The sequence below is a fragment of the Streptomyces olivochromogenes genome (assembly GCF_021538895.1).
Classification (GTDB): Bacteria; Actinomycetota; Actinomycetes; order Streptomycetales; family Streptomycetaceae; genus Streptomyces; species Streptomyces olivochromogenes_A.
Window position 1 is genome coordinate 38,854 of record NZ_JADDRL010000011.1, and the last position, 20,431, is coordinate 59,284.

At 71.4% G+C, this 20,431-nt stretch carries 20 protein-coding genes and 3 pseudogenes; 12 read left to right on the forward strand and 11 right to left on the reverse strand.

Annotation, left to right across the window (positions count from 1 at the left end; translation table 11 throughout):
- The first annotated feature begins 180 nt into the window (after positions 1–180).
- On the forward strand, positions 181–1,551 hold the full coding sequence (locus IPZ69_RS07660; protein ID WP_235453316.1) for a replication initiator: 1,371 nt from the start codon (positions 181–183) through the stop codon (positions 1,549–1,551).
- Between the two features lie 174 nt (positions 1,552–1,725).
- Here the strand turns inward: IPZ69_RS07660 and IPZ69_RS07665 are convergent, their stop codons facing one another.
- Positions 1,726–3,360 (reverse strand): recombinase family protein, encoded by a 1,635-nt coding sequence (locus tag IPZ69_RS07665; RefSeq protein ID WP_235453239.1) that lies wholly within the window; start codon positions 3,358–3,360, stop codon positions 1,726–1,728.
- A 30-nt stretch (positions 3,361–3,390) separates the two neighbouring features.
- Here IPZ69_RS07665 and IPZ69_RS07670 point away from each other — a divergent pair.
- Positions 3,391–3,663 (forward strand): annotated as a pseudogene (locus IPZ69_RS07670) (MFS transporter); the annotation flags it as partial.
- Positions 3,664–3,729: 66 nt separating this feature from the next.
- On the opposite strand, the gene IPZ69_RS07675 reads toward IPZ69_RS07670, so the two are convergent.
- The 3 genes from IPZ69_RS07675 to IPZ69_RS07685 all read right to left on the reverse strand — a co-directional run bounded on the left by IPZ69_RS07675 (position 3,730) and on the right by IPZ69_RS07685 (position 5,537).
- Positions 3,730–3,909: a hypothetical protein gene (locus tag IPZ69_RS07675; protein WP_235453240.1), complete on the reverse strand. Its 180-nt coding sequence runs from the start codon at positions 3,907–3,909 to the stop codon at positions 3,730–3,732.
- 86 nt (positions 3,910–3,995) lie between these two features.
- Complete coding sequence (locus IPZ69_RS07680) at positions 3,996–4,871, reverse strand: undecaprenyl-diphosphate phosphatase (protein ID WP_235453241.1); 876 nt, start codon at positions 4,869–4,871, stop codon at positions 3,996–3,998.
- Positions 4,872–5,066: 195 nt separating this feature from the next.
- A complete protein-coding gene (locus IPZ69_RS07685) occupies positions 5,067–5,537 on the reverse strand; it encodes a winged helix-turn-helix transcriptional regulator (protein WP_235453242.1) in 471 nt (156 codons plus the stop codon).
- 117 nt (positions 5,538–5,654) lie between these two features.
- On the opposite strand from IPZ69_RS07685, the gene IPZ69_RS07690 reads away from it, so the two are divergent.
- Entirely contained in the window at positions 5,655–6,824 is a 1,170-nt protein-coding gene (locus IPZ69_RS07690; RefSeq protein ID WP_235453243.1) for a thiolase family protein, read from the forward strand.
- A 7-nt stretch (positions 6,825–6,831) separates the two neighbouring features.
- Here IPZ69_RS07690 and IPZ69_RS07695 read toward each other — a convergent pair whose 3' ends face one another.
- A complete protein-coding gene (locus IPZ69_RS07695) occupies positions 6,832–7,614 on the reverse strand; it encodes a TVP38/TMEM64 family protein (RefSeq protein WP_235453244.1) in 783 nt (260 codons plus the stop codon).
- 49 nt (positions 7,615–7,663) lie between these two features.
- On the opposite strand from IPZ69_RS07695, the gene IPZ69_RS07700 reads away from it, so the two are divergent.
- The 3 genes from IPZ69_RS07700 (at position 7,664) to IPZ69_RS07710 (ending at position 10,783) form a co-directional block, all read left to right on the forward strand.
- Entirely contained in the window at positions 7,664–8,386 is a 723-nt protein-coding gene (locus IPZ69_RS07700; RefSeq protein ID WP_235453245.1) for a DNA alkylation repair protein, read from the forward strand.
- A 300-nt stretch (positions 8,387–8,686) separates the two neighbouring features.
- A complete protein-coding gene (gene tuf / locus IPZ69_RS07705; RefSeq protein WP_235453246.1) occupies positions 8,687–9,856 on the forward strand; it encodes an elongation factor Tu in 1,170 nt (389 codons plus the stop codon).
- 81 nt (positions 9,857–9,937) lie between these two features.
- On the forward strand, positions 9,938–10,783 hold the full coding sequence (locus tag IPZ69_RS07710; RefSeq protein WP_235453247.1) for a spermidine synthase: 846 nt from the start codon (positions 9,938–9,940) through the stop codon (positions 10,781–10,783).
- Positions 10,784–10,800: 17 nt separating this feature from the next.
- Here IPZ69_RS07710 and IPZ69_RS07715 read toward each other — a convergent pair.
- Together IPZ69_RS07715 and IPZ69_RS07720 are read right to left on the reverse strand one after the other, a co-directional pair.
- A pseudogene (locus IPZ69_RS07715) lies at positions 10,801–11,517 on the reverse strand (SDR family NAD(P)-dependent oxidoreductase); the annotation flags it as partial.
- Between the two features lie 85 nt (positions 11,518–11,602).
- Positions 11,603–11,875 (reverse strand): annotated as a pseudogene (locus tag IPZ69_RS07720) (DUF4291 family protein); the annotation flags it as partial.
- A 257-nt stretch (positions 11,876–12,132) separates the two neighbouring features.
- Between IPZ69_RS07720 and IPZ69_RS07725 the strand changes: the two are divergent.
- The gene (locus tag IPZ69_RS07725) at positions 12,133–13,320 is read left to right on the forward strand and encodes a hypothetical protein (RefSeq protein ID WP_235453248.1); all 1,188 of its coding nucleotides are present in this window, start codon (positions 12,133–12,135) and stop codon (positions 13,318–13,320) included.
- A 133-nt stretch (positions 13,321–13,453) separates the two neighbouring features.
- On the opposite strand, the gene IPZ69_RS07730 is transcribed toward IPZ69_RS07725, so the two are convergent.
- Complete coding sequence (locus IPZ69_RS07730) at positions 13,454–13,738, reverse strand: hypothetical protein (protein WP_235453249.1); 285 nt, start codon at positions 13,736–13,738, stop codon at positions 13,454–13,456.
- A 412-nt stretch (positions 13,739–14,150) separates the two neighbouring features.
- Between IPZ69_RS07730 and IPZ69_RS07735 the strand changes: the two genes are divergently transcribed.
- The 3 genes from IPZ69_RS07735 to lnt all read left to right on the forward strand — a co-directional run bounded on the left by IPZ69_RS07735 (position 14,151) and on the right by lnt (position 17,051).
- Complete coding sequence (locus IPZ69_RS07735; protein ID WP_235453250.1) at positions 14,151–14,744, forward strand: DUF4291 domain-containing protein; 594 nt, start codon at positions 14,151–14,153, stop codon at positions 14,742–14,744.
- Positions 14,745–14,872: 128 nt separating this feature from the next.
- Positions 14,873–15,367 carry a nuclear transport factor 2 family protein gene (locus IPZ69_RS07740; RefSeq protein WP_235453251.1) on the forward strand — a complete coding sequence of 165 codons (495 nt, stop codon included), beginning with the start codon at positions 14,873–14,875 and terminating at the stop codon, positions 15,365–15,367.
- Between the two features lie 109 nt (positions 15,368–15,476).
- Entirely contained in the window at positions 15,477–17,051 is a 1,575-nt protein-coding gene (gene lnt, locus IPZ69_RS07745) for an apolipoprotein N-acyltransferase (protein WP_235453252.1), read from the forward strand.
- Here the strand turns inward: lnt and IPZ69_RS07750 are convergent.
- Complete coding sequence (locus IPZ69_RS07750) at positions 16,969–17,880, reverse strand: Gfo/Idh/MocA family protein (protein ID WP_235453253.1); 912 nt, start codon at positions 17,878–17,880, stop codon at positions 16,969–16,971. The genes lnt and IPZ69_RS07750 overlap by 83 nt on opposite strands.
- 97 nt (positions 17,881–17,977) lie before the next feature.
- Here IPZ69_RS07750 and IPZ69_RS07755 point away from each other — a divergent pair, with 97 nt between their 5' ends.
- On the forward strand, positions 17,978–18,490 hold the full coding sequence (locus tag IPZ69_RS07755) for a DinB family protein (protein WP_235453254.1): 513 nt from the start codon (positions 17,978–17,980) through the stop codon (positions 18,488–18,490).
- A 113-nt stretch (positions 18,491–18,603) separates the two neighbouring features.
- A complete protein-coding gene (locus tag IPZ69_RS07760; RefSeq protein ID WP_235453255.1) occupies positions 18,604–19,071 on the forward strand; it encodes a hypothetical protein in 468 nt (155 codons plus the stop codon).
- A gap of 54 nt (positions 19,072–19,125) precedes the next feature.
- Here the strand turns inward: IPZ69_RS07760 and IPZ69_RS07765 are convergent, their stop codons facing one another.
- Positions 19,126–19,635, reverse strand: a complete 510-nt coding sequence (locus IPZ69_RS07765) for a hypothetical protein (RefSeq protein ID WP_235453256.1) — start codon at positions 19,633–19,635, stop codon at positions 19,126–19,128.
- Between the two features lie 108 nt (positions 19,636–19,743).
- A complete protein-coding gene (locus IPZ69_RS07770; protein WP_235453257.1) occupies positions 19,744–20,427 on the reverse strand; it encodes a uracil-DNA glycosylase in 684 nt (227 codons plus the stop codon).
- Between the last annotated feature and the right edge of the window lie 4 nt (positions 20,428–20,431).

The following is a 20,431-nucleotide window of genomic DNA, read 5'->3' on the forward strand; positions in this document are numbered from 1 at the left end:
GGCACCATCCGCTGAACCAGCACCACCCGACCACCCACCGGAGGTGATCCCCATGGACACCGGCGCACCACCACCCACCACCGACCATGCCGCTTCGGCGGCCCACCCCGGAAGGTCACCACCATCACCCCGGACTTCACCCCGGCTGACAGGCGCGCCGCCCTCGATCGCGCGGCGCGCCTGCGTCAGCTCCCGGAAACAGACCGCGACGCCATCCACCTCGCCCAAGGCCCGAACTTTCCCCGACTACTGGAGCAGATCACCGCAACCGGCGGCTGCTCCCACCCCGTCCACCTATCCGGCTCCACCACCACCCTGGACGGCACGACCGGCGAGCTCCTTCATCACTACGACACCAGTGACGAACCCGGGGAACGCCTCCTCGTCCGCTGCCGCAACCGACGAGCAACCGTCTGCCCAGCCTGCTCCCGCCTCCACGCCGGAGACACCTTCCAGCTGGTCCGCGCCGGCCTCCTCGGCGGCAAGAACATCCCCGCCGCAGTCCGCCACCGTCCCCGGCTCTTCGTCACTCTGACCGCCCCCTCCTTCGGCCCGGTCCACCGCGCGGGAGAGCCGTGCCATCCCCGCAGGAATGGCGGCGTCTGCGAGCACGGCTGGCCCCTCGGCTGCGGCGTCGTCCACGCCCCGGATGCCCTGCTCGTCGGCCAACCGCTCTGCCCCGACTGCTATGACTACTCCGCCCATGTGCTGTGGCACGCGCACGCCTCCAAACTGTGGGACCGATTCGTCATCGACGTCCGGCGGCGCCTCGCCTCATCCGTCGGCCTCGTACAGTCCCACTTCGCCCGACACGCCCGGCTGTCCTTCGCCCGCGTCGCCGAATACCAGAAGCGGGCGGCCGTCCACGTGCACGCCGTGGTTCGCCTCGACGGCCCGTCTGGGCCCGACGACGAACCCCCGGTCTGGGGCACCCCGGAACTGCTCATCGACGCCGTACGCGCCTCCGCCCGGCGCGTCCTGGTCCGCACGCCCTACAACCCCGCCGTGGGGGAACTGGAACTCCGCTGGGGCGCCCAGCTCGACGTCCGGCCACTTCGCGCCAAGAGCAATGGCCCCGATGACGACGCCGTGGCCGCGTACGTGGCCAAATACGTCACCAAGGGAGCGAGTGAGACAGGCGCCGGCCTCGACCACCCGCTCACCACCTGGACCGACATCACCACCGCATCGGTCAGTACACACGTGCGCACCCTCATGCGCGCCTGCTGGCGCCTCGGCGGCCTACCCGAGTACGAACCCCTCCGCCTCCGGGCCTGGACTCACACTCTGGGCTACCGCGGCCACATCCTCACCAAATCCCGCGCCTACTCCACCACCTACGCGGCACTCCGCGCCGAACGAGCGCACCACATGGGCCACGACCACGTCCCCGGCGCGGTCACCGAACGGCAATGGCGCTACGCGGGCTCTGGCCACACCCCCGGCGCAGCCCTCATTGCTGCCGGTGTCGCCGAAGACATCGCCACGAATCGAGAGATCACCAAGTCCCTGGCGGCTGAGTGGGGGTGGCTGGGTGCCGCGTCCGCATGACGACCACGAAGATCAGGACATGGTCTGGGCTCGGGCACACGCGCGTAGGGCTCCCCGTTGGTCAGATGCGCAGTGGCGTCGCATGAATGCTGCCCTCGGCCTGGAGGTCTCCACACGCGACGGAGCCCGTCACCGCCGACCTTCGCGATGACGGGCACCTGTTGCTCCTGACTCCTACTCCTCGGCCCAGACCGGAACCAACCGGTCACGCAGGGGCACTCGCCGTCCACTCCCGACAGGCAGCGCAACCAGGGCCGTCAGCGTCCTCGCGACGTATGACCGACGCTCAGCCAGTGTGATTCCGTCCCTGTCCCACTCCTCGGCCATATCCACGGGCTCGCCCTGGTCCACGAGCATCTTGCGCTGCCACGCGTTGCGCTCCCTCTTTAGCCGCTGCTCCTCGGCCTCGTACTCGGCGAGATCGGAGTAGTACCGTTCGGCGCTGATCTTCCGATCACGGCGGGCCTTCTTGAGGTCGGAGAGGTCCTCACGGACCAACGCCAGTTCGGCCTCCTTCGGCCACACCTCCGGCGCCTTGACGGCTTGCCGCTGGCTGGCTTCTTCCTCGTACCTCGCGATCACCAGTTTGCGGATTAGTTCGTCTGTCTCTGGCCCGGGGAGCTTGACCCCGCCGCATCCCCTGCCCGTGGTCTTCGCCGGGCAGACGTAATAGAAGTAGCCTTCCGGCTTGCCCCGGCTCGGCGCAGCCTTCATCGCGCGCAGCAACGAGCCGCAGCCCTCCTTGCCGCAGCGAAGGGTGCCGCTGGCAAGGTAGACGCGTGTGTTGTGGCTGCCCCCACGCATCGGACCGTCGCCGATGATCTCTTGGATAGCCTCCCACTCGGCCACCTCCAAGATCGGCGTCCACTGGCCCTTGACCGGCTCGCCCTGGTCATCGTGCGCGGTCGTCAGATGCCTGATTTCTCGGCCTGACTCCGGATCGAACTCGATCACGACGTGAGATCGATAGCCGCACAGCCGCGGATTCCGCATCATGTCCCTGAGACCGATCCACGTCCACGGGTTGCCCTTGGACGTGGTGATCCCCTGGCGGTTCCAGTCGGCTACGATCGCGTGCCACTCAACGCCCAGGATGATGCGCTTCACCGCTTCCCGGATGTGCTGAGCCTCGCGCGGGTTCAGGGTGCGCTTGTCCTCATCCCACCCGAACGGGCGAGTGCCGCCTACTGGTATGCCCCGGTCCCGCCTCGCCTTGTGGTTGCGGCGCACTCGGCGGGCCGTGTCGGCGGACTGCTTGTTGGCCATGGCGACCACTACGCGGGCCATGGCTCGCCCGTTGTCGGTCAGCAGGTCCAAGGTGCCTGTGATGTCGATGATCGGCCGGTGGTAGTGCTCCACGGTCTCGATCGCGTCTTCGAGGTGCCGGGGGTCGCGGGTCAGACGGTCGATGTCGTAAACGATCAGGCCGTCGATGCGCTCGCCATTTGGGGCCTTCGCCTGCTTCAGGTCCTCCAACGCGCCCTCGTACACGGGCCGTACGACGCGATACCCGATGCTGCCGTCCGGCAGGCGCACGCGCCGGCGCTTCCATGCCGAGGTGTCCGGCTCCATGTACGTGTACACGTACCGTCCGCCTCGGCTCTCGACGAACTGACGGCCGTCCCTCTCCTGCTCCTCGGTGCTCTTGATGTCCCTGCCGGTCATGAACCTGGGGCCGGAACGCCCTTCTAAGCTGTCGTCAGAAGCAAGTTCGCCCTCAGCTTCCTCGGTCGACAGACGGGCCAGCCCTGCCCAGTTCTGGCCTTCGAGGTTTCCCCAGTGCGCTCGCTGTACCAAGTCGTCAGACATACAAAGAGGTTACGTTCGCAGGGGTGCTGTGCGCTGCACCAGGAGATACCCGAGGACAAACTCTCCCGCGTCTCGGCCTACGACTGGTTCGGCTCCGTCGCCCTGCTGCCCCTCGCGATGGCGCTGGCGGGCCCCGCCGAGCAGGCGTTCGGCCGCACGGCCTCGCTGTGGGGCTGCTCGGGGCTGGTCGTACTGGTCACGGCGTCGGTGCTGACCGTGCCGGACGTACGGAATCTGACCCTGCGCACCAAGCACGCCACGGACAGCCGCGGGGCCGCCCGCGCCGACGCCCGGGTCGAGTAGCGGACGGTCGAGAGGCGGGGGGTCGAGCAGCGGGCGTCGGCCGCGCGTCGGGGTCCGTCGGCGGGGTCAGGCCGCCTCGATGATCTCGTCCCGTACCGCCTCGGCCCACTCGACCACCAGCAGCTCGTACTCCGCGCGGTCCTGGGCCGAGAGGTATCCGCCCGCACGCAGCCACAGGGCCCGGATCTGCTCGTTCACCTGGGCAGCAGACCGCACGGAACCAGGGGTCGCGGATTCGGGGGACATGCGGACAAGGGTAGGCGCAGGGGCTGACACTGCGCTACCGGACCGCTACGCAGACCGTATGGGGTTGGTCACGGCTCCCGGCGCCGCTACTCCGCCACCTCGGCCGCGTGCGGGCTCAGCACGCCCGCCGTCACCAGTCCGATGATGACGACGCCGAGCGCGACGCGGTACCAGACGAACGGCATGAAGCTCTTGTTGGAGATCCACTTCATGAACCAGGCGATGACCGCGTACCCGGACACGAAGGCGATCACCGTGGCGAAGAGCGTCGGGCCCCACGACACGTCGTCGCTCTCCATCGCGTCCTTCAACTCGAAGAGCCCGGAGGCGAGTACGGCCGGAATGGCGAGCAGGAAGGAGTACCGGGCGGCCGCCTCGCGCCGGTAGCCCATGAACAGGCCGCCGCTGATCGTGGCGCCGGAGCGGGAGACGCCCGGGATGAGGGCGCAGGCCTGGCAGAGGCCGTAGATCAGGCCGTCCTTGACGCGCAGGTTCTCCAGGGTCTTGCGCTGCTTGGGCGCCCGGTGCCGGCCGCCCGTCTCGTCGCGCGCCGCCAGCCGGTCGGCGATGCCGATGACGATGCCGACGACGATCAGCATCGTCGCGGTGACCCTGAGATCCCGGAACGGCCCCTCGATCTGGTCCTTGAGCGTCACGCCCAGCACACCGATCGGGATGGAGCCGACGATCACCAGCCAGCCCATCTGGGCGTCGTGGTCGCCGCGCATCGACTTGTCGACCAGGGACCGCGTCCAGGCCGCGATGATCCGGCCGATGTCCTTGCGGAAGTAGATCAGCACCGCGGCCTCGGTTCCGATCTGCGTGATCGCCGTGAAGGCCGCGCCGGGGTCCTCCCAGCCCGAGAAGGCCGCGGTCAGCCGCAGATGCGCGCTGGAGGAGACCGGGAGGAACTCGGTCAGCCCCTGGACGAGTCCGAGGACGAGGGATTCAAACCAAGACATGGAGGTACGGCGTCCAGTTGCTGATCGGGGAAGGGGCGGGTCGAACGACGAACGGACGTGCGATGATCATGAATATGGTGATCATTCGTGTCCCCGGGCAGCGTAGCGCCCCGCTGTGACGGGCCGGACACAGGGGTTCACCGGTCGCCCACGGCCGCGGAGTTGACGGGAGCGCTCACCCCGTCGCGTTCACCGTCAGGCCGCCGTCGGCCCCGCCACCGTCCAGCCCGGCGCCTGCGGGTGGGCCGAGACGTCCTCGTGGCGCACCTCGTCGCCGCAGACCGAGCAGGTGACGACGGGGAGCAGTTCGTTGCCGCAGATGTGCTCGATCACCATGGGGCGGTCGTCGTCCTTGCGCAGATGGCGGTCGCCCCACGCCATGAGGGTCATCAGGACCGGCTCCAGTTCGAGCCCCGCGCGCGTGGGCCGGTACTCGAAGCGCTGCGGCCGCTCGCTGTAGGCGCACCTGGTCAGGATCCCGGCGTCCACGAGCCGGCGCAGCCGGGTGGCCAGGATGTCGCGCGGCGCGCCGATGTTGCGGACCAGCTGGTCGAAGCGGCCGTTGCCCAGGCACACCTCCCGCAGCACGAGGAGGGAGTACTTCTCGCCGACGAGGGCGAGGGCGTCGGCGATGGAGCAGGGGCGCGGATCCTTCGTGGCGGCCATGGCGCCCAGTCTAGGGGAGGGTTTGATTTTCCAACTCATCGAGTTATGGTGAGTTTGAATTTCCTACTCACCGGTAATCGCGCCGGTCACCGCCCGGCGGCCAAGGAGGCCCGCACCATGCGTGACGCAGTCATCGTCGAAGCCGTACGCACCCCCATAGGCAAGGGCAAGCCGAACGGCTCCCTCGCACACGTCCACCCCGTGGAGCTCCTCGCCCACACCCTGCGCACCCTCGTCGAGCGCTCCGGCGTCGACCCGGCGCTGATCGACGACGTCATCGGCGGCACCGTCGACCAGGTCGGCGAGCAGGCCATGAACACCACCCGCTACGCCGTCCTGTCGGCGGGCTTCCCCGAGACCGTCCCGGCGACCACGGTGGACCGCCAGTGCGGCTCCTCCCAGCAGGCCGTGCACTTCGCCGCCCAGGGCGTCATCTCGGGGGCGTACGACCTGGTCGTCGCCTGCGGTGTGGAGTCGATGAGCCGGGTGCCGATGTGGTCGAACGTGCCGCCCGGCAAGGACCCCTTCGGCCCCGGAGTGGCCGAGCGCTACCCCGAGGGCCTCGTCCCGCAGGGCATCAGCGCCGAACTGATCGCCGCGAAGTGGTCCATCACGCGCGAGCAGATGGACGCCTTCGCCGTCTCCTCGCACCACAGGGCTGCCGCCGCCTGGGACGCGGGGCTGTTCGACGCCGAGGTGGCGCCCCTGGACGGCGTGGCGCGCGACGAGTGCGTACGGCCCGGCAGCACCCCCGAGATCCTCGGCGGCCTCAAGCCGGCCTACTACGACCCCGGCTTCGCCGAGCGCTTCCCGCAGATCGAGTGGAACGTCACCGCGGGCAACGCCAGCCCGATCAACGACGGCGCCTCCGCCGTGCTGATCACCTCCAGCGAGACCGCGGCCCGCCTCGGCCTGCGCCCGCTGGCCCGGCTGCACAGCTTCGCCGTCACCGGCTCGGACCCGCTGCTCATGCTCACCGGCGTGATCCCGGCGACCGAGAAGGTGCTGCGCCGGGCCGGCCTGAACATCGGCGACATCGACCTGTTCGAGGTCAACGAGGCGTTCTCCAGCGTGGTCCTGGCCTGGCAGCAGGAGACCGGCGCCGACCTCGCCAAGGTCAACGTGCACGGGGGCGCGATCGCCCTCGGTCACCCGCTCGGCGCGAGCGGCACCCGGCTGACCACCACCCTGGTGCACGCCCTGCGCGAGCGCGGCGCCCGCTACGCCCTGCAGACGATGTGCGAGGCGGGCGGACTCGCCAACGCCATGATCCTCGAAAACGTGTGACGGAACGTCAGCTCGCGCGCAGGTGGTGGCGCTTGCGCCAGGCCACCACCGCGCCCACCACGGTCGGTAGGGCGATGCACGCCATCGCGATCAGGAAGGCCGGCGAGGTCGGCGACGAGGCGCGGGCGCCCGCGACCGCGTAGGCGGCGGTGTTCGGTACCGAGCCGAGCGCCGTCGCCAGCAGGAACGGCGACCAGCCCATGCGGGACACGGCGGCGCAGTAGTTCGCGGCCCAGAACGGCACGCCCGGGAACAGCCGCGCCGCCATCATCGAGCGGAAGCCGTGCCGGCTGAGCTGGCCGTCGGCCGCCTTCAGCCAGCGGCCGCGCAGCAGCGGTCGCAGCGCCTCCTGGCCGAGCATCCGGCCGAGCCCGAAGGCGGCCGCGCCGCCCAGCACGGTGCCCGCGAGCGAGGCGCCCAGTCCCAGCTGGGAGCCGAACAGCGCGCCCGCCGCCAGGTTCAGCAGGGGCCGCGGCACGAACGCCACCGTGCACACCCCGTACAGCATCACGAACGCGGCCACCGCCGCGCTCCCGCCGAACTGGGGCGGCCACCCGTGGGTGATCAGCTTCTGCGGCTCGAACAGCAGCACCGAGGAGGCGGCGGCCGCGAGCAGCACGACGAGCAGGGACAGCCGCGACCAGGGCGACAGCAGCACGCGCGTGCAGCGCGCCGCGAGAGTCGCGCGCGGCACGGGCGCCGCCGTGGCGACGGCGGCGGTGAGCTCCGTGACGGCGGCCCGGGGACAGGCCGTCGCGGTGCCCCCAGAGCGGTTGGTGGCATCGAGCATCCGGTGACACTAACCGACGAAGATGTCTGATCGCCGTATGGTTCGTCTCATGACCGTCACAGGTGCGGGCCCGGTGGACGTGCCCCACAGCGCCCTCGCCGACACGCTGCTGGAGCGGCTCACCGGCGCGTACTCCGCGGCCGCCGACCCGGAACGCGCCGCGGCCATGCGGGCGTACATGAAGGACGTGGCCCCCTTCCTCGGGATCCCCACCCCGGACCGCCGTGCGCTGTCCCGCGCGGTGCTGGCGGGCACCCCGCGCCCCGACGAGAGCGACTGCACCGCGCTCGCGCTGCGCTGCTGGGAGCTGCCCGAGCGCGAGTACCACTACTTCGCCGTCGACTACCTGCGCCGGCACGCGGCCCGCTGCTCGTCCGGCTTCCTGCCCGTGGCCCGCCACCTCGTCACCACCGTCCCCTGGTGGGACACGGTCGACCTGCTCGCCGCGCACCTCGTCGGCGCCCTCGTCGCCGCCGACCCCGAGCTGGTCGCCGACATGGACCGGTGGATCGCGGACGACGACCTGTGGGTCGCCCGCACCGCCCTGCTCCACCAGCTGCGTCACAAGGAGCGGACCGACGCCGACCGGCTCTTCGCCTACTGCCTGCTCCAGTCCGGCCACCCCGACTTCTTCATCCGCAAGGCCATCGGCTGGTGCCTGCGCGAGTACGCCAAGACCGACCCGGAGGCCGTCCGGGACTTCCTGGCGCGCGAGCGGGGCCGGTTCGCGCCGCTCACGGTCCGCGAGGCCCTGAAGAACATCGGGGTCTGACCCCGCGCATCGCGGCGGCCATCCGGGGCGAGGGCGCGCCGCCGGGCTGCGCGGAGCTGCGAAAAACCATTCGACGGGGGGCCGGGCGTCGGCGATGATCGGCGTCATGTTCCGGTACGCCTTCGTCCTCGCAGCATCCGCGGTCGCGGATGCTCCGAAGGCTGCCGTGCCGATCTTCCTGGCCGCCGTCGACGGCGCCCGAAGCTGACCCTCTCCGGAACGTCCGGCGGACCCCGCAGGGGGAGGGTCGGCGAGTCCTTGGGGTCCCCGTCACCACTTACGAGGCTTCGAGGTAGAGCCATGCCCAAGACGGCATACGTCCGCACCAAGCCGCACCTGAACATCGGCACGATGGGTCACGTCGACCACGGCAAGACCACCCTGACCGCCGCCATCACCAAGGTCCTCGCCGAGCGCGGCACCGGCACGTTCGTGCCGTTCGACCGCATCGACCGCGCCCCGGAGGAGGCCGCCCGCGGCATCACGATCAACATCGCGCACGTCGAGTACGAGACCGACACCCGGCACTACGCGCACGTGGACATGCCGGGCCACGCCGACTACGTCAAGAACATGGTCACCGGCGCCGCGCAGCTCGACGGGGCGATCCTCGTCGTCTCCGCGCTCGACGGGATCATGCCGCAGACCGCCGAACACGTGCTGCTCGCCCGGCAGGTGGGCGTCGACCACATCGTGGTGGCGCTCAACAAGGCCGACGCGGGCGACGAGGAGCTGACCGACCTGGTGGAGCTGGAGGTACGGGAGCTGCTCACCTCGCACGGCTACGGGGGCGACTCCGTGCCCGTCGTACGGGTCTCCGGGCTCAAGGCCCTGGAGGGCGACCCGCGTTGGACGGCGTCGATCGAGGCGCTGCTCGACGCCGTGGACACCTATGTGCCCATGCCGGAGCGGTATCTGGACGCGCCGTTCCTGCTGCCCGTCGAGAACGTGCTCACCATCACTGGGCGGGGCACGGTCGTCACCGGCGCGGTCGAGCGCGGGACCCTCCGGCTCGGGGACCGGGTCGACGTGCTCGGCGCCGGCCTGGAGAGCGTCGTCACCGGCATCGAGACCTTCGGCAAGCCGATGGAGGAGGCGCAGGCCGGGGACAACGTGGCGCTGCTGCTGCGGGGCGTCGCGCGGGACACGGTGCGCCGCGGCCACGTGGTGGCCGCGCCGGGGAGCGTGGAGCCCCGCCGGCACTTCACGGCGCGGGTGTACGTGCTGTCGGGGCGCGAGGGCGGCCGTACGACACCGGTGTCGAGCGGTTACCGGCCGCAGTTCTACATCCGTACCGCGGACGTGGTCGGGGACGTCGACCTCGGTGAGGTGGCCGTCGCGCGGCCCGGGGACACGGTGAGCATGACCGTGGAGCTGGGGCGGGACGTGCCGTTGGAGCCGGGGCTCGGGTTCGCCATCCGTGAGGGCGGGCGGACGGTCGGTGCGGGGACGGTCACGTCCGTGGGCTGACCGTCGCACCAGGGGGAGCCGCGCGGCCGGTCACGCGGCTCCCCCGCACGCGATGTCACCGGTCACCGGCACAATGGGGACGTGAGCGACCCGATACCCGTACTGCGCACCACCGACCACGGCACCGCCAAACTCATGCCCGACGTCGACCGTGAGCGGGCCTGGCTGCTCACGGTCGACGGGGCGCCGCAGTCTTACGTCGACCTGGACGAGCCGACGCATCTGGAATTCGAGTACACGCGCCGGCTCGGGTACGTGCTGGACACGGTCGGCGAGCCGGGGCGGCCGCTGGAGCTGGTGCACCTCGGCGGCGGCGCGCTCACGCTGCCCCGCTATCTCGCGGCGACCCGCCCCGGCTCCCGGCAGGACGTCGTCGAGGCCGACGGAAAACTGCTGGAGCTGGTCGCCGAGCACCTGCCGCTGCCGCGGGGCGCCGGCATCGCGCTGCACCACGCGGACGCCCGCGCCTGGATCGAGGCCGCGCCGGACGACTCGGCCGACGTACTGGTCGCCGATGTCTTCGGCGGCTCCCGGGTCCCCGCGCACCTCACCTCGCTCGCGTACGCCCGTGAGGCCGAGCGCGTCCTGCGGGCCGACGGTGTCTATCTGGCCAATCTCGCCGACGCGGCGCCCTTCGCCTTCCTCCGCTCCCAACTGGCGACCTTCGGGGCCGTGTTCGAGGAACTGGCGCTGATCGCCGAGCCGGGCGTGCTGCGCGGCCGCCGGTTCGGCAACGCGGTCCTCGTCGCCTCGCACCACCCCGTCGACACGGCGGCCCTGTCCCGGCGCGCCGCCTCCGACGCGTTCCCGGCCCGCGTCGAACACGGCACCGCGCTCAGGGAGTTCATCGGCGGCGCCCGGCCGGTGCGCGACGAGGACGCCGTGCCGTCGCCCGTGCCGCCCGACGGGGCGTTCGGCATCGGCTGAACCGTCCGGCGCGGCGGTACCGCGCCCGTCGTGTAGGAGGCGTCCGGCGACAGCAGCCAGGAGATCGCCGCGGCGATCTCCTCCGCCCGGCCGGGGCGGCGCAGCGGGACCGTCTCGGACATGCGGTGCGCGCGGTCGGGGTCGCCCATCGCCGCGTGCATCTCGGTGTCGATCACGCCGGGGGCGACCGCGTTGACGCGGACGCCGTCGGGGCCGAGTTCCTTGGCCAGGCCCAGGGTCAGGGCGTCCACGGCCGCCTTGGTGGCCGCGTAGTGGACGTACTCGCCGGGGCTGCCGAGGGTCGCGGCCGCCGAGGTGACGTTCACGATCGCGCCGCTCCCCCGCGCACTCATGAGCCGGGCGGCCAGGCGCGAACACAGCAGTGTGCCCAGCAGGTTGACGTCGAGGACCCGGCGCAGGACGGCGGGGTCGGTGTCCGCCAGCCGTCCCAGCGGTCCCGTCACCGCCGCGTTGTTCACCAGACCGGTGACCGGCCCCAGCTGCTCCTCCGCGGAGGCGAAGAGCCGTTCCACATCGGCTTCGACGGCGGTGTCCACCCGCACGGTCACGGCACGCGCCCCCGCCGCGCGCACGCCCTCGGCCACCGTCTCGGCGGCCTCGCCGTCACGGACGTACCCGACCACCACGTCGTGCCCGTCGGCCGCGAGCCGCAGGCAGGTCGCGGCGCCGATCCCCCGGCTGCCGCCGGTGACGACCGTGACGAGACGTTTCATGGAGACCTCCTGGTGCGGCGGACGGACACGAAGATCGACTCACTCTACGACCGCGGGACCCGCCCCGTCCGGAACGGTTCGGGGCTCAGGCCCGCAGGTGTCCGACCGCGTCGTCGCCCAACGGACAGGGCCGCTCCACCGGCAACAACGCGGTCGCCCGGCCGAGTTCACCCGCCCTCACCAGAGCGTGCACCGGCGAGGCCCAGCTGGAGGGAGCGATACGGCAGCGCGTTGAGGTGCAGATCGCGCTCCGGGTCCCACTGCCGACGGGCACGTGATGCGACAGACAGGCATGACGCAGCGCCCACCCGAAGCCCGCACGGTCGATCTCGACGGCGAGGACGGTCTCCTGACCCTCACAGCGGTCTGTCGCCGCTCGTCGTGCCGGCGACGGTTCCCCCGGAGGGAGGGAGTCCGAAGGCTCGAAGTTCCGAGCATGCGCTGCGAGCGATGCCGACATCGGATCGGGACTCACGGCGTCCGGAGGGTGCGATCGCCAAGCGGAGGAGGCACCGGACATGCAACTGTTCGGGACCGGCAGGAGTCTAGCGATCGAAGCGATGTACCCCTGGAAGACACCGTCCGATTACCCGCGCTCCAACAGAGGTGCTCTCGATGCCGATGCCCCCGCACATCCGTCGCGCCTTCCGTGTCGCTGTTGCCCCCTTCGGCGCTGCTGGCCTGATCGCGCTGGCCGCGGCTCCCGCCGCCTTCGCCGATGAAGCCGCACCCGAATTGGTCATTGGAGGCATCGGGCCGATCGACGGGGTGAAACCGGGGAGCACCTTCGATCTGCCGGTCACCGTAGCGAACAAGGGCGCCGGAGCCGCCGAGAAGGTGTGGGTCACCTACTCCGTCACCCGGGGACTCGACTTCGCGGAGGTTCCCTCCAACTGCCGGACACAGCACGTCCGGCCCTACGACGAGATGCCCGAGAGGTGGACCATGGTGTGCGCGTTCGACCAGGCGGTGGAGCCGGGCGTCGTCTACACGCCCGACAGGCCTCTCCGTGTCAAGGCACTGGACCGCGCGCTCAACGACGAGCTGCGCCTGCGTGTCGGGGAGGACGATCCGGGGGCGGACGACAACGGCACTCCGCCGGTGGCGGGAACCGCACCGGCGGTGAAACTGGTCGAAGGACAGGCCGGGGGCGAGGGGTCCGCGCAAGTGATCGATGTGCCCGTCACCTCCATCAACACGGCCGACTACCAGGTGACGGGTGCCGCGTTGAAGGGGCGTGTCGGTGAAACGGTGCCGATGAAGGTGGAGTTCACCAACGCCGGGCCCGCCTGGGTCATGGTCAAGGTGGGGGACCGGTCCGTGAGGGTCATGATCAAGCCGCCCGCCGGAACGTCGGTCGTCAAGACCCCCGGGTTCTGCAAGGCCAAGGGTGAGGCGTACGACTGCGGCACGAGCGAGCGGGCTCTCTACGAGGGCGGACGAGAGACCTACACCTTCGAACTGAAGATCGACAAGCGGGTGGCGCACACCAAGGGCTCGGTGGCGCTGAGCACCGAGGCGCGGCCGTTCGACCCCGACAAGGGCAACGACAAGGCCGACATCACGCTGGACGTCACGGACGGGGGGCCGACCGGCTCGACGGGCAGCTCGACCAGTGGCTCGGGCGGATCGGCCGACGGATCGTCGTCGACAGGCGACGACGGGACGACGGCGAATGGCGGCAGCCTGGCAGAGACCGGGTCCTCGGCGCTGCCGATCACGGGCGTGGCTGCCGCGGCGGTGGTCACGGGTGCGGGCCTGCTCGTCATCGTGCGCCGCCGCCGGTCCCAGAGCCTGAGCTGACGACCGTCCGACGCGAGCGGTTGTTCCCGCCCCGGGCCGCTGGTCCGGGACCTCCGCGCTGCCTTGATCGATGGCGGCTCCGGCGGTTCCCGGATCCAGCCGACTCCCGTTCACGTGGCCGGTCCGAACGCTGTCACCCGGAAGCCCCCACTTCGCCGGCCATGACCTCGGGAGGGTTGGGAAGCACGGACGCAAGGTTCTCCCGCACGAAGTCCGCAGCCCTGGAGATCGATTCCTCGGCACCGGCCTGGTCCTGGAAGACACTGGTCGAGACCACCACCCCGTCCCCGGCATCGATCCAGTAGTAGGCCACGAAGCCGGAGACCTGGCGCATGAGCGGCACGAACCCCTCGTTCACGAGACGCGCCGCCTCGGCCGGATCGGTCACCCCTTCGTATCGCCGGACTGCTGCGTACATTCCCAAGCTCCTCACGGCATTCTGGGTTCGTCCTCTGCTGAGACGGCGTACCCCTGCGACAGCTGCCTGGCCCATGAGACGTCCGGCAATCACCTGAAGGGCAGCCTTGGGTGATCCGAACGGCAGCCGCCGACCCGGACGCAAGGCCCTCCGCGGGTGAGCCACGAGACAGCCTCGACGTGGAGTGGAGCAGCCTGGGCTGGGCGGCTGCCCGCAGCACGGAAGAGGCTGTGACGCGGCTTGATGACCCAGGCCAAGCCTTGCTCACAGACCCTTTGGCCAGACCGTGTGTGACGCTGATGTGGATCGCACGGGCGACTGCCCGCCGCCCGCGTCCGGCGTACTCCGTCGGATCGAGCAACAGGTCGAAAATCGGTGGTCACCTGAGCTGACCGAGCCCACGCTGGACGCCATGGAAGAACCGCACCGCAGGATCCGCGCGCTCCACACGGCGTCCACGCTCACCGTCTACCAGGCGTACTCCCCTGAGATCGGACTGCCCGCCATCCGAGACGGCCGCTTTCCGGCCGCGTGGAAGCCTGACCGCATGACGTGGATCAAACCCAGTTTCCTGTGGATGATGTACCGCTCCGGCTGGGGCACGAAGGAGGGTCAGGAGACCGTCCTCGCCGTCGAGATCACTCGCGACGGCTTCGACTGGGCGCTGCGCCATGCCTGCCTGTCGAGTTACGTTCGCGCACTGCATCCCGATCGCGGCACCTGGCAGCGTGACCTCAAGCGCGCACCGGCCCGTGTCCAGTGGGATCCCGAACGCGATCTGCACCTGCGTCCCCTGCCGCACCGTTCGTTGCAACTGGGCCTCTCGGGTGAGGCATCGTCGCGTTACGCGGACGAGTGGATCGTGTCCATCAGCGACGTGACCCCGCTCGCCGACGAGATCCACGCACTCGTCCGGGACGGGGAACTGGACTCAGCCACCCGACTGCTCCCCCAGGAGCAGGATTACCCCGCCGGCGCAGAACTCCTGGCCCACCTGCGTCCCTGACCGGCAATCCGGGCACAACTGGCGGCATCACCCATCTCGAACAGGGTCGGGGCTCCCCCGGCTCGAACACCACTCAATATCGGCGCAAGCCTCTTGGCTCCGCCCGCGCCGTGCCCAACACTGTGCCGATGACGCAGCGCGTGGAGCTCGCGACCGTGTTGGACCGACTGGCCGTGGACGGGCTGGTCACGGAGTACGCGGTGGCGGTGGACGACGGTGACTGGGCGGCGTATCGACGGCTGTTCACGGCGGACGGGCGGGCGGACTACCGTTCGGCCGGCGGGATCGAGGGGGACGCGGGGCAGGTCGCCGCGTGGCTGACGGAGAGTTTGGGGCTGTTCTCGATGCGCCAGCATCTGATCGTCAACCGGCGGCTGCGGTTCGGGATCCTGGAGCAGGACACCGGGGACACCGCGCGGGTGCTGGCGGACTACGTCAATCCGATGCGGTTCGCGGGGGACGGCGACGGCGGCTCCACGGCGCCGGACTTCGTGTGCGGCGGCCGGTACTCCTTCGGGCTGCTGCGGACGGCCGAGGGGTGGCGGCTGCGCGAGGTGGTCGTCCAGGAGAAGTGGCGCCGGCTCGACGGAACCGGCCCGCGCCGCCCGGCCCCGGCCGAATGAGCCGCCGCGCCGCCCGGCCCAGGCCCCGGCCGAATGATCCGAGGCCCCCTGTCGGAGATCCGCTTCCCGTGCGCACACTGGAGGGACCAGCCGGGTAGGGAGGCGACGTATGAAGACGTTCGACCGGTGGCTCACCTCCCCGTGGCGTCGCTGCGTCGTCGCCGCGCTCGCGGGTGCCCTGCCGGTGTTCGCCTTCCCGGCGCCCGCGCTGTGGTGGTTCGCGTACGTCGCCCTGGTCCCGTGGCTGCTGCTCGCGCGCTCGGCGCCGACCGGGCGGCGGGCGCTGTACGACGGCTGGCTCGGCGGGTTCGGGTTCATGGTGGCGATGCACCACTGGCTGCTGCCTAGCCTGCACGTCTTCATCTTCCTGATCGCCGCGCTGCTCGGCGCGCTGTGGGCACCCTGGGGCTGGCTGACGCGGCGGTTCCTCGGCGGCGTGCCCTCGCCCGGCCGGTGCGCGGCCGCGCTGCTGGTGCTGCCGTCCGCCTGGCTGGCGGTGGAGCTCGTCCGGTCCTGGCAGGGGCTCGGCGGCCCCTGGGGCATGCTCGGCTCCAGCCAGTGGCAGCTGGAACCGGCGCTGCGGCTCGCCTCGGTGGGCGGTGTGTGGCTGCTCAGCTTCCTGGTGGTGGCGGTCAACGTCGCGGTCGCCGCGCTGGTGGCGGTGCGCGCCGCCCGGATACCCGCCGTCGCCGCGCTCGCCGCCACGGCGGCGGCGACCTCGGCGGCCTGGGTCTGGTCGCCCCGGCCCGATGTCGACGGGCATGTGCGGATCGCCGTCGTCCAGCCCGGCGTCATCGGCGGTCCGGACAGCGCGGGGCTGCGCTTCGACCGGGAGGAGCAGCTGACCCGGCGGCTCGCCGGGCAGCACCTCGACCTGATCGTGTGGGGGGAGAGCAGCATCGGCTTCGACCTCGGTCAACGGCCCGACCTGGCGCGGCGCGTCGCGGCCCTGTCCCGGGAGACCGGCACGGACATCCTGGTCAACGTGGACGCCCGCCGCTCGGACCGGCCCGGCATCTACAAGAGCTCGGTCCTGATCGGCCCGCACGGCCCGACCGGCGCGCGGTACGACAAGATGCGGCTGATCCCGTTCGGCGAGTACATCCCGGCGCGCTCCCTGCTGGGCTGGGCGACCTCCGTCGGCAAGGCGGCGGGCGAGGACCGGCGGCGCGGCACCGAGCAGGTCGTGATGGACGTCGGGCACGGGATGCGGGTCGGCCCGCTGGTGTGCTTCGAGACCGCGTTCCCGGACATGAGCCGCCATCTCGCCGAGGACGGCGCGGACGTGCTGATCGGCCAGTCGGCCACGTCGACGTTCCAGGGCAGCTGGGCGCCCGAGCAGCACGCCTCGCTCGCCGCGCTGCGCGCCGCCGAGACCGGCCGGCCCATGGTGCACGCGACGCTGACCGGGGTCTCCGCCGTCTACGGGCCGAGCGGACAGCGCCTGGGCCCGTGGCTCGGCACCGACGCGAGCACCGCCCGGGTGTACGAGGTGCCGCTGGCGCACGGCATCACGCCGTACGTCCGCTTCGGCGACTGGCCGGTGCACGGCGCGCTGCTCGTGCTGGTGGCCCTGTGCGGCACCGAGGGCGTGCGGGCGCTCAGGCTGCGCCGGACCGGTCCTGAACCGCGCGTACCACCCGCTCGCACAGTGCGTGAGTCTCCAGTGCGTCACGGGCACTGAGCACCTTGCCCGCGCGCACGGCGTCGAGGAACGCGCACACCGCCTGCTCCATGCCGCGCTGCCGGGCGACCGGCACCCAGTCGCCGCGCCGGCGCACCGTCGGCTGGCCCTTGTGGTCGATCACCTCGGCGAGGTTGACCACCTGACGCTTGGTGTCCTGCCCGGAGACTTCGAGGATCTCCTCCGCCGAGCCGCTGCGCCGGTTCATCACGCCGAGCGCGGTGAAGCCGTCCCCGGCGAGCTGGAGCACGACGTGGTGCAGCAGGCCGTCCTCGACGCGGCTGCGCACGCCGACGTCGTCGATCGCGCCCGGCGCCAGGAAGCGCAGGGTGTCCACGACGTGGATGAAGTCGTCGAGGATCATCGTGCGCGGGTCCTCCGGGAGCCCGATGCGGTTCTTCTGCATCAGGATCAGCTCGCGCGGATGGTCGGCGCACTGCGTGTAGCCGGGCGCGTGGCGCCGGTTCAAGCCGACGGCGAGGGATACGCCGCGCTCCTCGGCGAGCACCACGAGGCGTTCGGAGTCGGCGAGTTCGTAGGCGAGCGGCTTGTCGACGTACGTCGGTACGCCCGCCTCCAGGAGCCGGGTGACGATCTCCGGGTGGGCGGGGGTGGGCGCGTGCACGAAGGCGGCGTCGAGGTCCTGGGCGAGCAGGGAGTCCAGGGTCGTGTGCCGGCTGTCCTCGGGGAGGCGGAGGCCGTCGGCGACCCGGGCGAGCGTCCCGGGCGTGCGGGTCTGCAGGTGCAGCTCGACGTCCGGCCGCGTGCCCAGCACCGGCAGGTACGCCTTCTGCGCGATGTCGCCGAGTCCGATGCAGCCGACCTTCACGTGCCCTCCCCCAGCGGTTGACCGACGATGTCTGCTGGAAGCATACGGCGGCCGTAATTGCCTGGTGGGGCGGAGCGAGGTGGGTCAGGATGCGGCTATGACGACCGAGCGCCGTGAACCCGCCCAGAACGCCGACGAACGCGCGATGCTGGAGGGCTGGCTGGACTACCACCGGCAGACGCTGGCCCACAAGTGCGAGGGCCTGTCCGACGAGCAGTTGCGGACCGCGTCGGTTCAGCCGTCCCCGCTGTCGCTCATGGGGCTGGTGCGGCACATGGCGGAGGTGGAACGGGGCTGGTTCCGCAAGGTGCTGGTGGGCGACGACCCGGGGCCGATCTACTACAGCGACGAGGACCGGGACGGCGAGTTCCATCTCACGGAGGCGGACACCTGGCGGGAGGCGTACGGCACCTGGCAGGCGGAGATCGCCGTCGCCCGGCGCCACGCGGCCGGACTCGCCCTGGACGATCTCTCCACGGGGTCGAGCCACTTCACCGACGAGCCGTTCAGTCTGCGCTGGATCTACACCCACATGATCGAGGAGTACGCCCGGCACAACGGCCACGCCGACCTGATCCGCGAGCGGATCGACGGCGCCACCGGCGACTGACGTCAGCCCGGGCGGCGCGGCGCCCCTCGTACGGGGAAGGAGATCACCCGTGCGGGGCATCATCCGCCTGTGTGCTGTACCCCGGCGGGCGCCGACGCAGCAGAGTTGCGCGGGTGCATCGAACGACGACCACCGCAACGCTTCTGGTCACCGTGGCCGTCTCGGCCCTCTCCGGCTGCGTGACCGTCCAGCGCCCGCCGGCCCCCGGTCCCTCCGTCGGTACGGTACCGTCGCCGGCCTCGGCGCCCCGGCCGGACGGCAGTGCCGAGCCGAGGGTCGTGCAGGCGCCGGCGCGGGAGGCGCTGGAGATGGTCGGCCCGGCCCGGCGGCCGACGCGCGCCGAGACGCCGCAGTCGCGCCGGCCCGCGACCAGCGCGACACCCCACCGGCTCTCGCCCCCGCGCGCACACCCCCGTCCGCAGCCGCACCGGCAGGCGTCCCCGCGGCCGCAGGCCGAGATCCCCGACGTCTCCCCCGCGCTGCCCGCGCCGTCGGACGTGTGCGCGCTGGGCAGGCAGTACGGCGGCTGGCGGCCGGACAGCCCGGAGGCGGCGATCTGCGCGCGGACGTACGGGCGTTGAGGCCGCGCGGACGTACGGGCGCCGAGGCCGCGCGGACGGGCACGCGGTGAGTGCCTACGTAGGCCGCTGGCGCGGCGGCCCCCAGGGCTGGGGGCCGTCCTCGCCCAGGCGCAGTTCCAGTCGGCTGATCGCCGCCCGGACCCCGTCGCCGTAGCTGTCGTCGGGCAGGGCCACGGCCGCGCCGCGGGCCCGGTGCAGATGGCTGCGGGCGGCTTCGGGGCGGTCGAGCTTCATGTAGTCGGCGGCGAGGTTCAGGTGCAGGGAGGGGTAGAAGGCGCGCAGCGCGGCGGTCTCCTGCGCCGTGCGCTCCTCGGTCGTGTCCTGTGCCGCCGACAACGCCCGCAGGTCCCAGGCCAGTTCGTCCGAGGGGTCGTCCTGGGTGTCGGCCAGGTAGTGCGCCAGGGTGCAGCGGTGCAGCGGCTCGCCGTCGTGGCCGATCTCCGCCCACAGGTCCAGCAGACGGCGCCGGGCCTCCTCGCGGTCCCCGGCGTGATGCAGCATGACGACCTGCCCGATCCGGGTCAGTACGGCATCCGGTGCCGCCTGCTCCTGTCGTTCCGCCACCGCGCCCTCCGCCACCTCGTCGGCTGTCCCCCCGACGCTATCCGGCGGCACCGGCAAACCCGGTCAGGCGGCCCCGTACGACACAAGGCCGCGCCGCCGAAGGGCCGGTCAGCCCAGGTTCGGAACGGTCCAGTCGATCGGCTCGTGGCCCTGCCGGGCGACGGCCTCGTTGATCTGGGTGAACGGGCGGGAGCCGAAGAACTTCTTGGCCGACAGCGGCGAGGGGTGCGCGCCCTTGACCACGACGTGCCGGCTCTCGTCGATCAGCGGGAGCTTCTTCTGCGCGTAGTTGCCCCACAGGACGAAGACCGCCGGATCGGGGCGGCCGGCCACGGCCCGGATCACCGCGTCCGTGAACTTCTCCCAGCCCTTGCCCTTGTGCGAGTTCGCCTCGCCGGCGCGCACCGTGAGCACCGCGTTGAGGAGCAGGACACCCTGCTGGGCCCACGGCATCAGATAGCCGTTGTCCGGGATCGGGGTGCCGAGCTCCTCCTGCATCTCCTTGTAGATGTTGCGCAGCGAGGGCGGGGTCTTCACCCCGGGGCGGACCGAGAAGCACAGGCCGTGGCCCTGGCCCTCGCCGTGGTACGGGTCCTGGCCGAGGACGAGGACCTTGACCTGGTCGTACGGCGTGGCGTCCAGCGCGGCGAAGACCTCGTCCCGCGGCGGGTAGACGGGACCCTTCGCCCGCTCCTCCTCGACGAACTCCGTCAGCTCCTTGAAGTAGGGCTGCTGCAGTTCGTCGCCCAGAACCCCGCGCCAGGACTCGGGCAGCATGGCGATGTCGGTCACGTCA

What these genes read in the sequence shown, in the direction of transcription:
- IPZ69_RS07665 (WP_235453239.1), bottom strand. Translation starts at nt 3,360, where the DNA reads ATGTCTGACGACTTGGTACAGCGAGCGCACTGGGGAAACCTCGAAGGC.
- IPZ69_RS07675 (WP_235453240.1), bottom strand. Translation starts at nt 3,909, where the DNA reads ATGTCCCCCGAATCCGCGACCCCTGGTTCCGTGCGGTCTGCTGCCCAG.
- IPZ69_RS07680 (WP_235453241.1), bottom strand. Translation starts at nt 4,871, where the DNA reads ATGTCTTGGTTTGAATCCCTCGTCCTCGGACTCGTCCAGGGGCTGACC.
- IPZ69_RS07685 (WP_235453242.1), bottom strand. Translation starts at nt 5,537, where the DNA reads ATGGCCGCCACGAAGGATCCGCGCCCCTGCTCCATCGCCGACGCCCTC.
- IPZ69_RS07690 (WP_235453243.1), top strand. Translation starts at nt 5,655, where the DNA reads ATGCGTGACGCAGTCATCGTCGAAGCCGTACGCACCCCCATAGGCAAG.
- IPZ69_RS07695 (WP_235453244.1), bottom strand. Translation starts at nt 7,614, where the DNA reads ATGCTCGATGCCACCAACCGCTCTGGGGGCACCGCGACGGCCTGTCCC.
- IPZ69_RS07700 (WP_235453245.1), top strand. Translation starts at nt 7,664, where the DNA reads ATGACCGTCACAGGTGCGGGCCCGGTGGACGTGCCCCACAGCGCCCTC.
- tuf (WP_235453246.1), top strand. Translation starts at nt 8,687, where the DNA reads ATGCCCAAGACGGCATACGTCCGCACCAAGCCGCACCTGAACATCGGC.
- IPZ69_RS07725 (WP_235453248.1), top strand. Translation starts at nt 12,133, where the DNA reads ATGCCGATGCCCCCGCACATCCGTCGCGCCTTCCGTGTCGCTGTTGCC.
- IPZ69_RS07730 (WP_235453249.1), bottom strand. Translation starts at nt 13,738, where the DNA reads ATGTACGCAGCAGTCCGGCGATACGAAGGGGTGACCGATCCGGCCGAG.
- IPZ69_RS07735 (WP_235453250.1), top strand. Translation starts at nt 14,151, where the DNA reads ATGGAAGAACCGCACCGCAGGATCCGCGCGCTCCACACGGCGTCCACG.
- IPZ69_RS07740 (WP_235453251.1), top strand. Translation starts at nt 14,873, where the DNA reads ATGACGCAGCGCGTGGAGCTCGCGACCGTGTTGGACCGACTGGCCGTG.
- lnt (WP_235453252.1), top strand. Translation starts at nt 15,477, where the DNA reads ATGAAGACGTTCGACCGGTGGCTCACCTCCCCGTGGCGTCGCTGCGTC.
- IPZ69_RS07755 (WP_235453254.1), top strand. Translation starts at nt 17,978, where the DNA reads ATGACGACCGAGCGCCGTGAACCCGCCCAGAACGCCGACGAACGCGCG.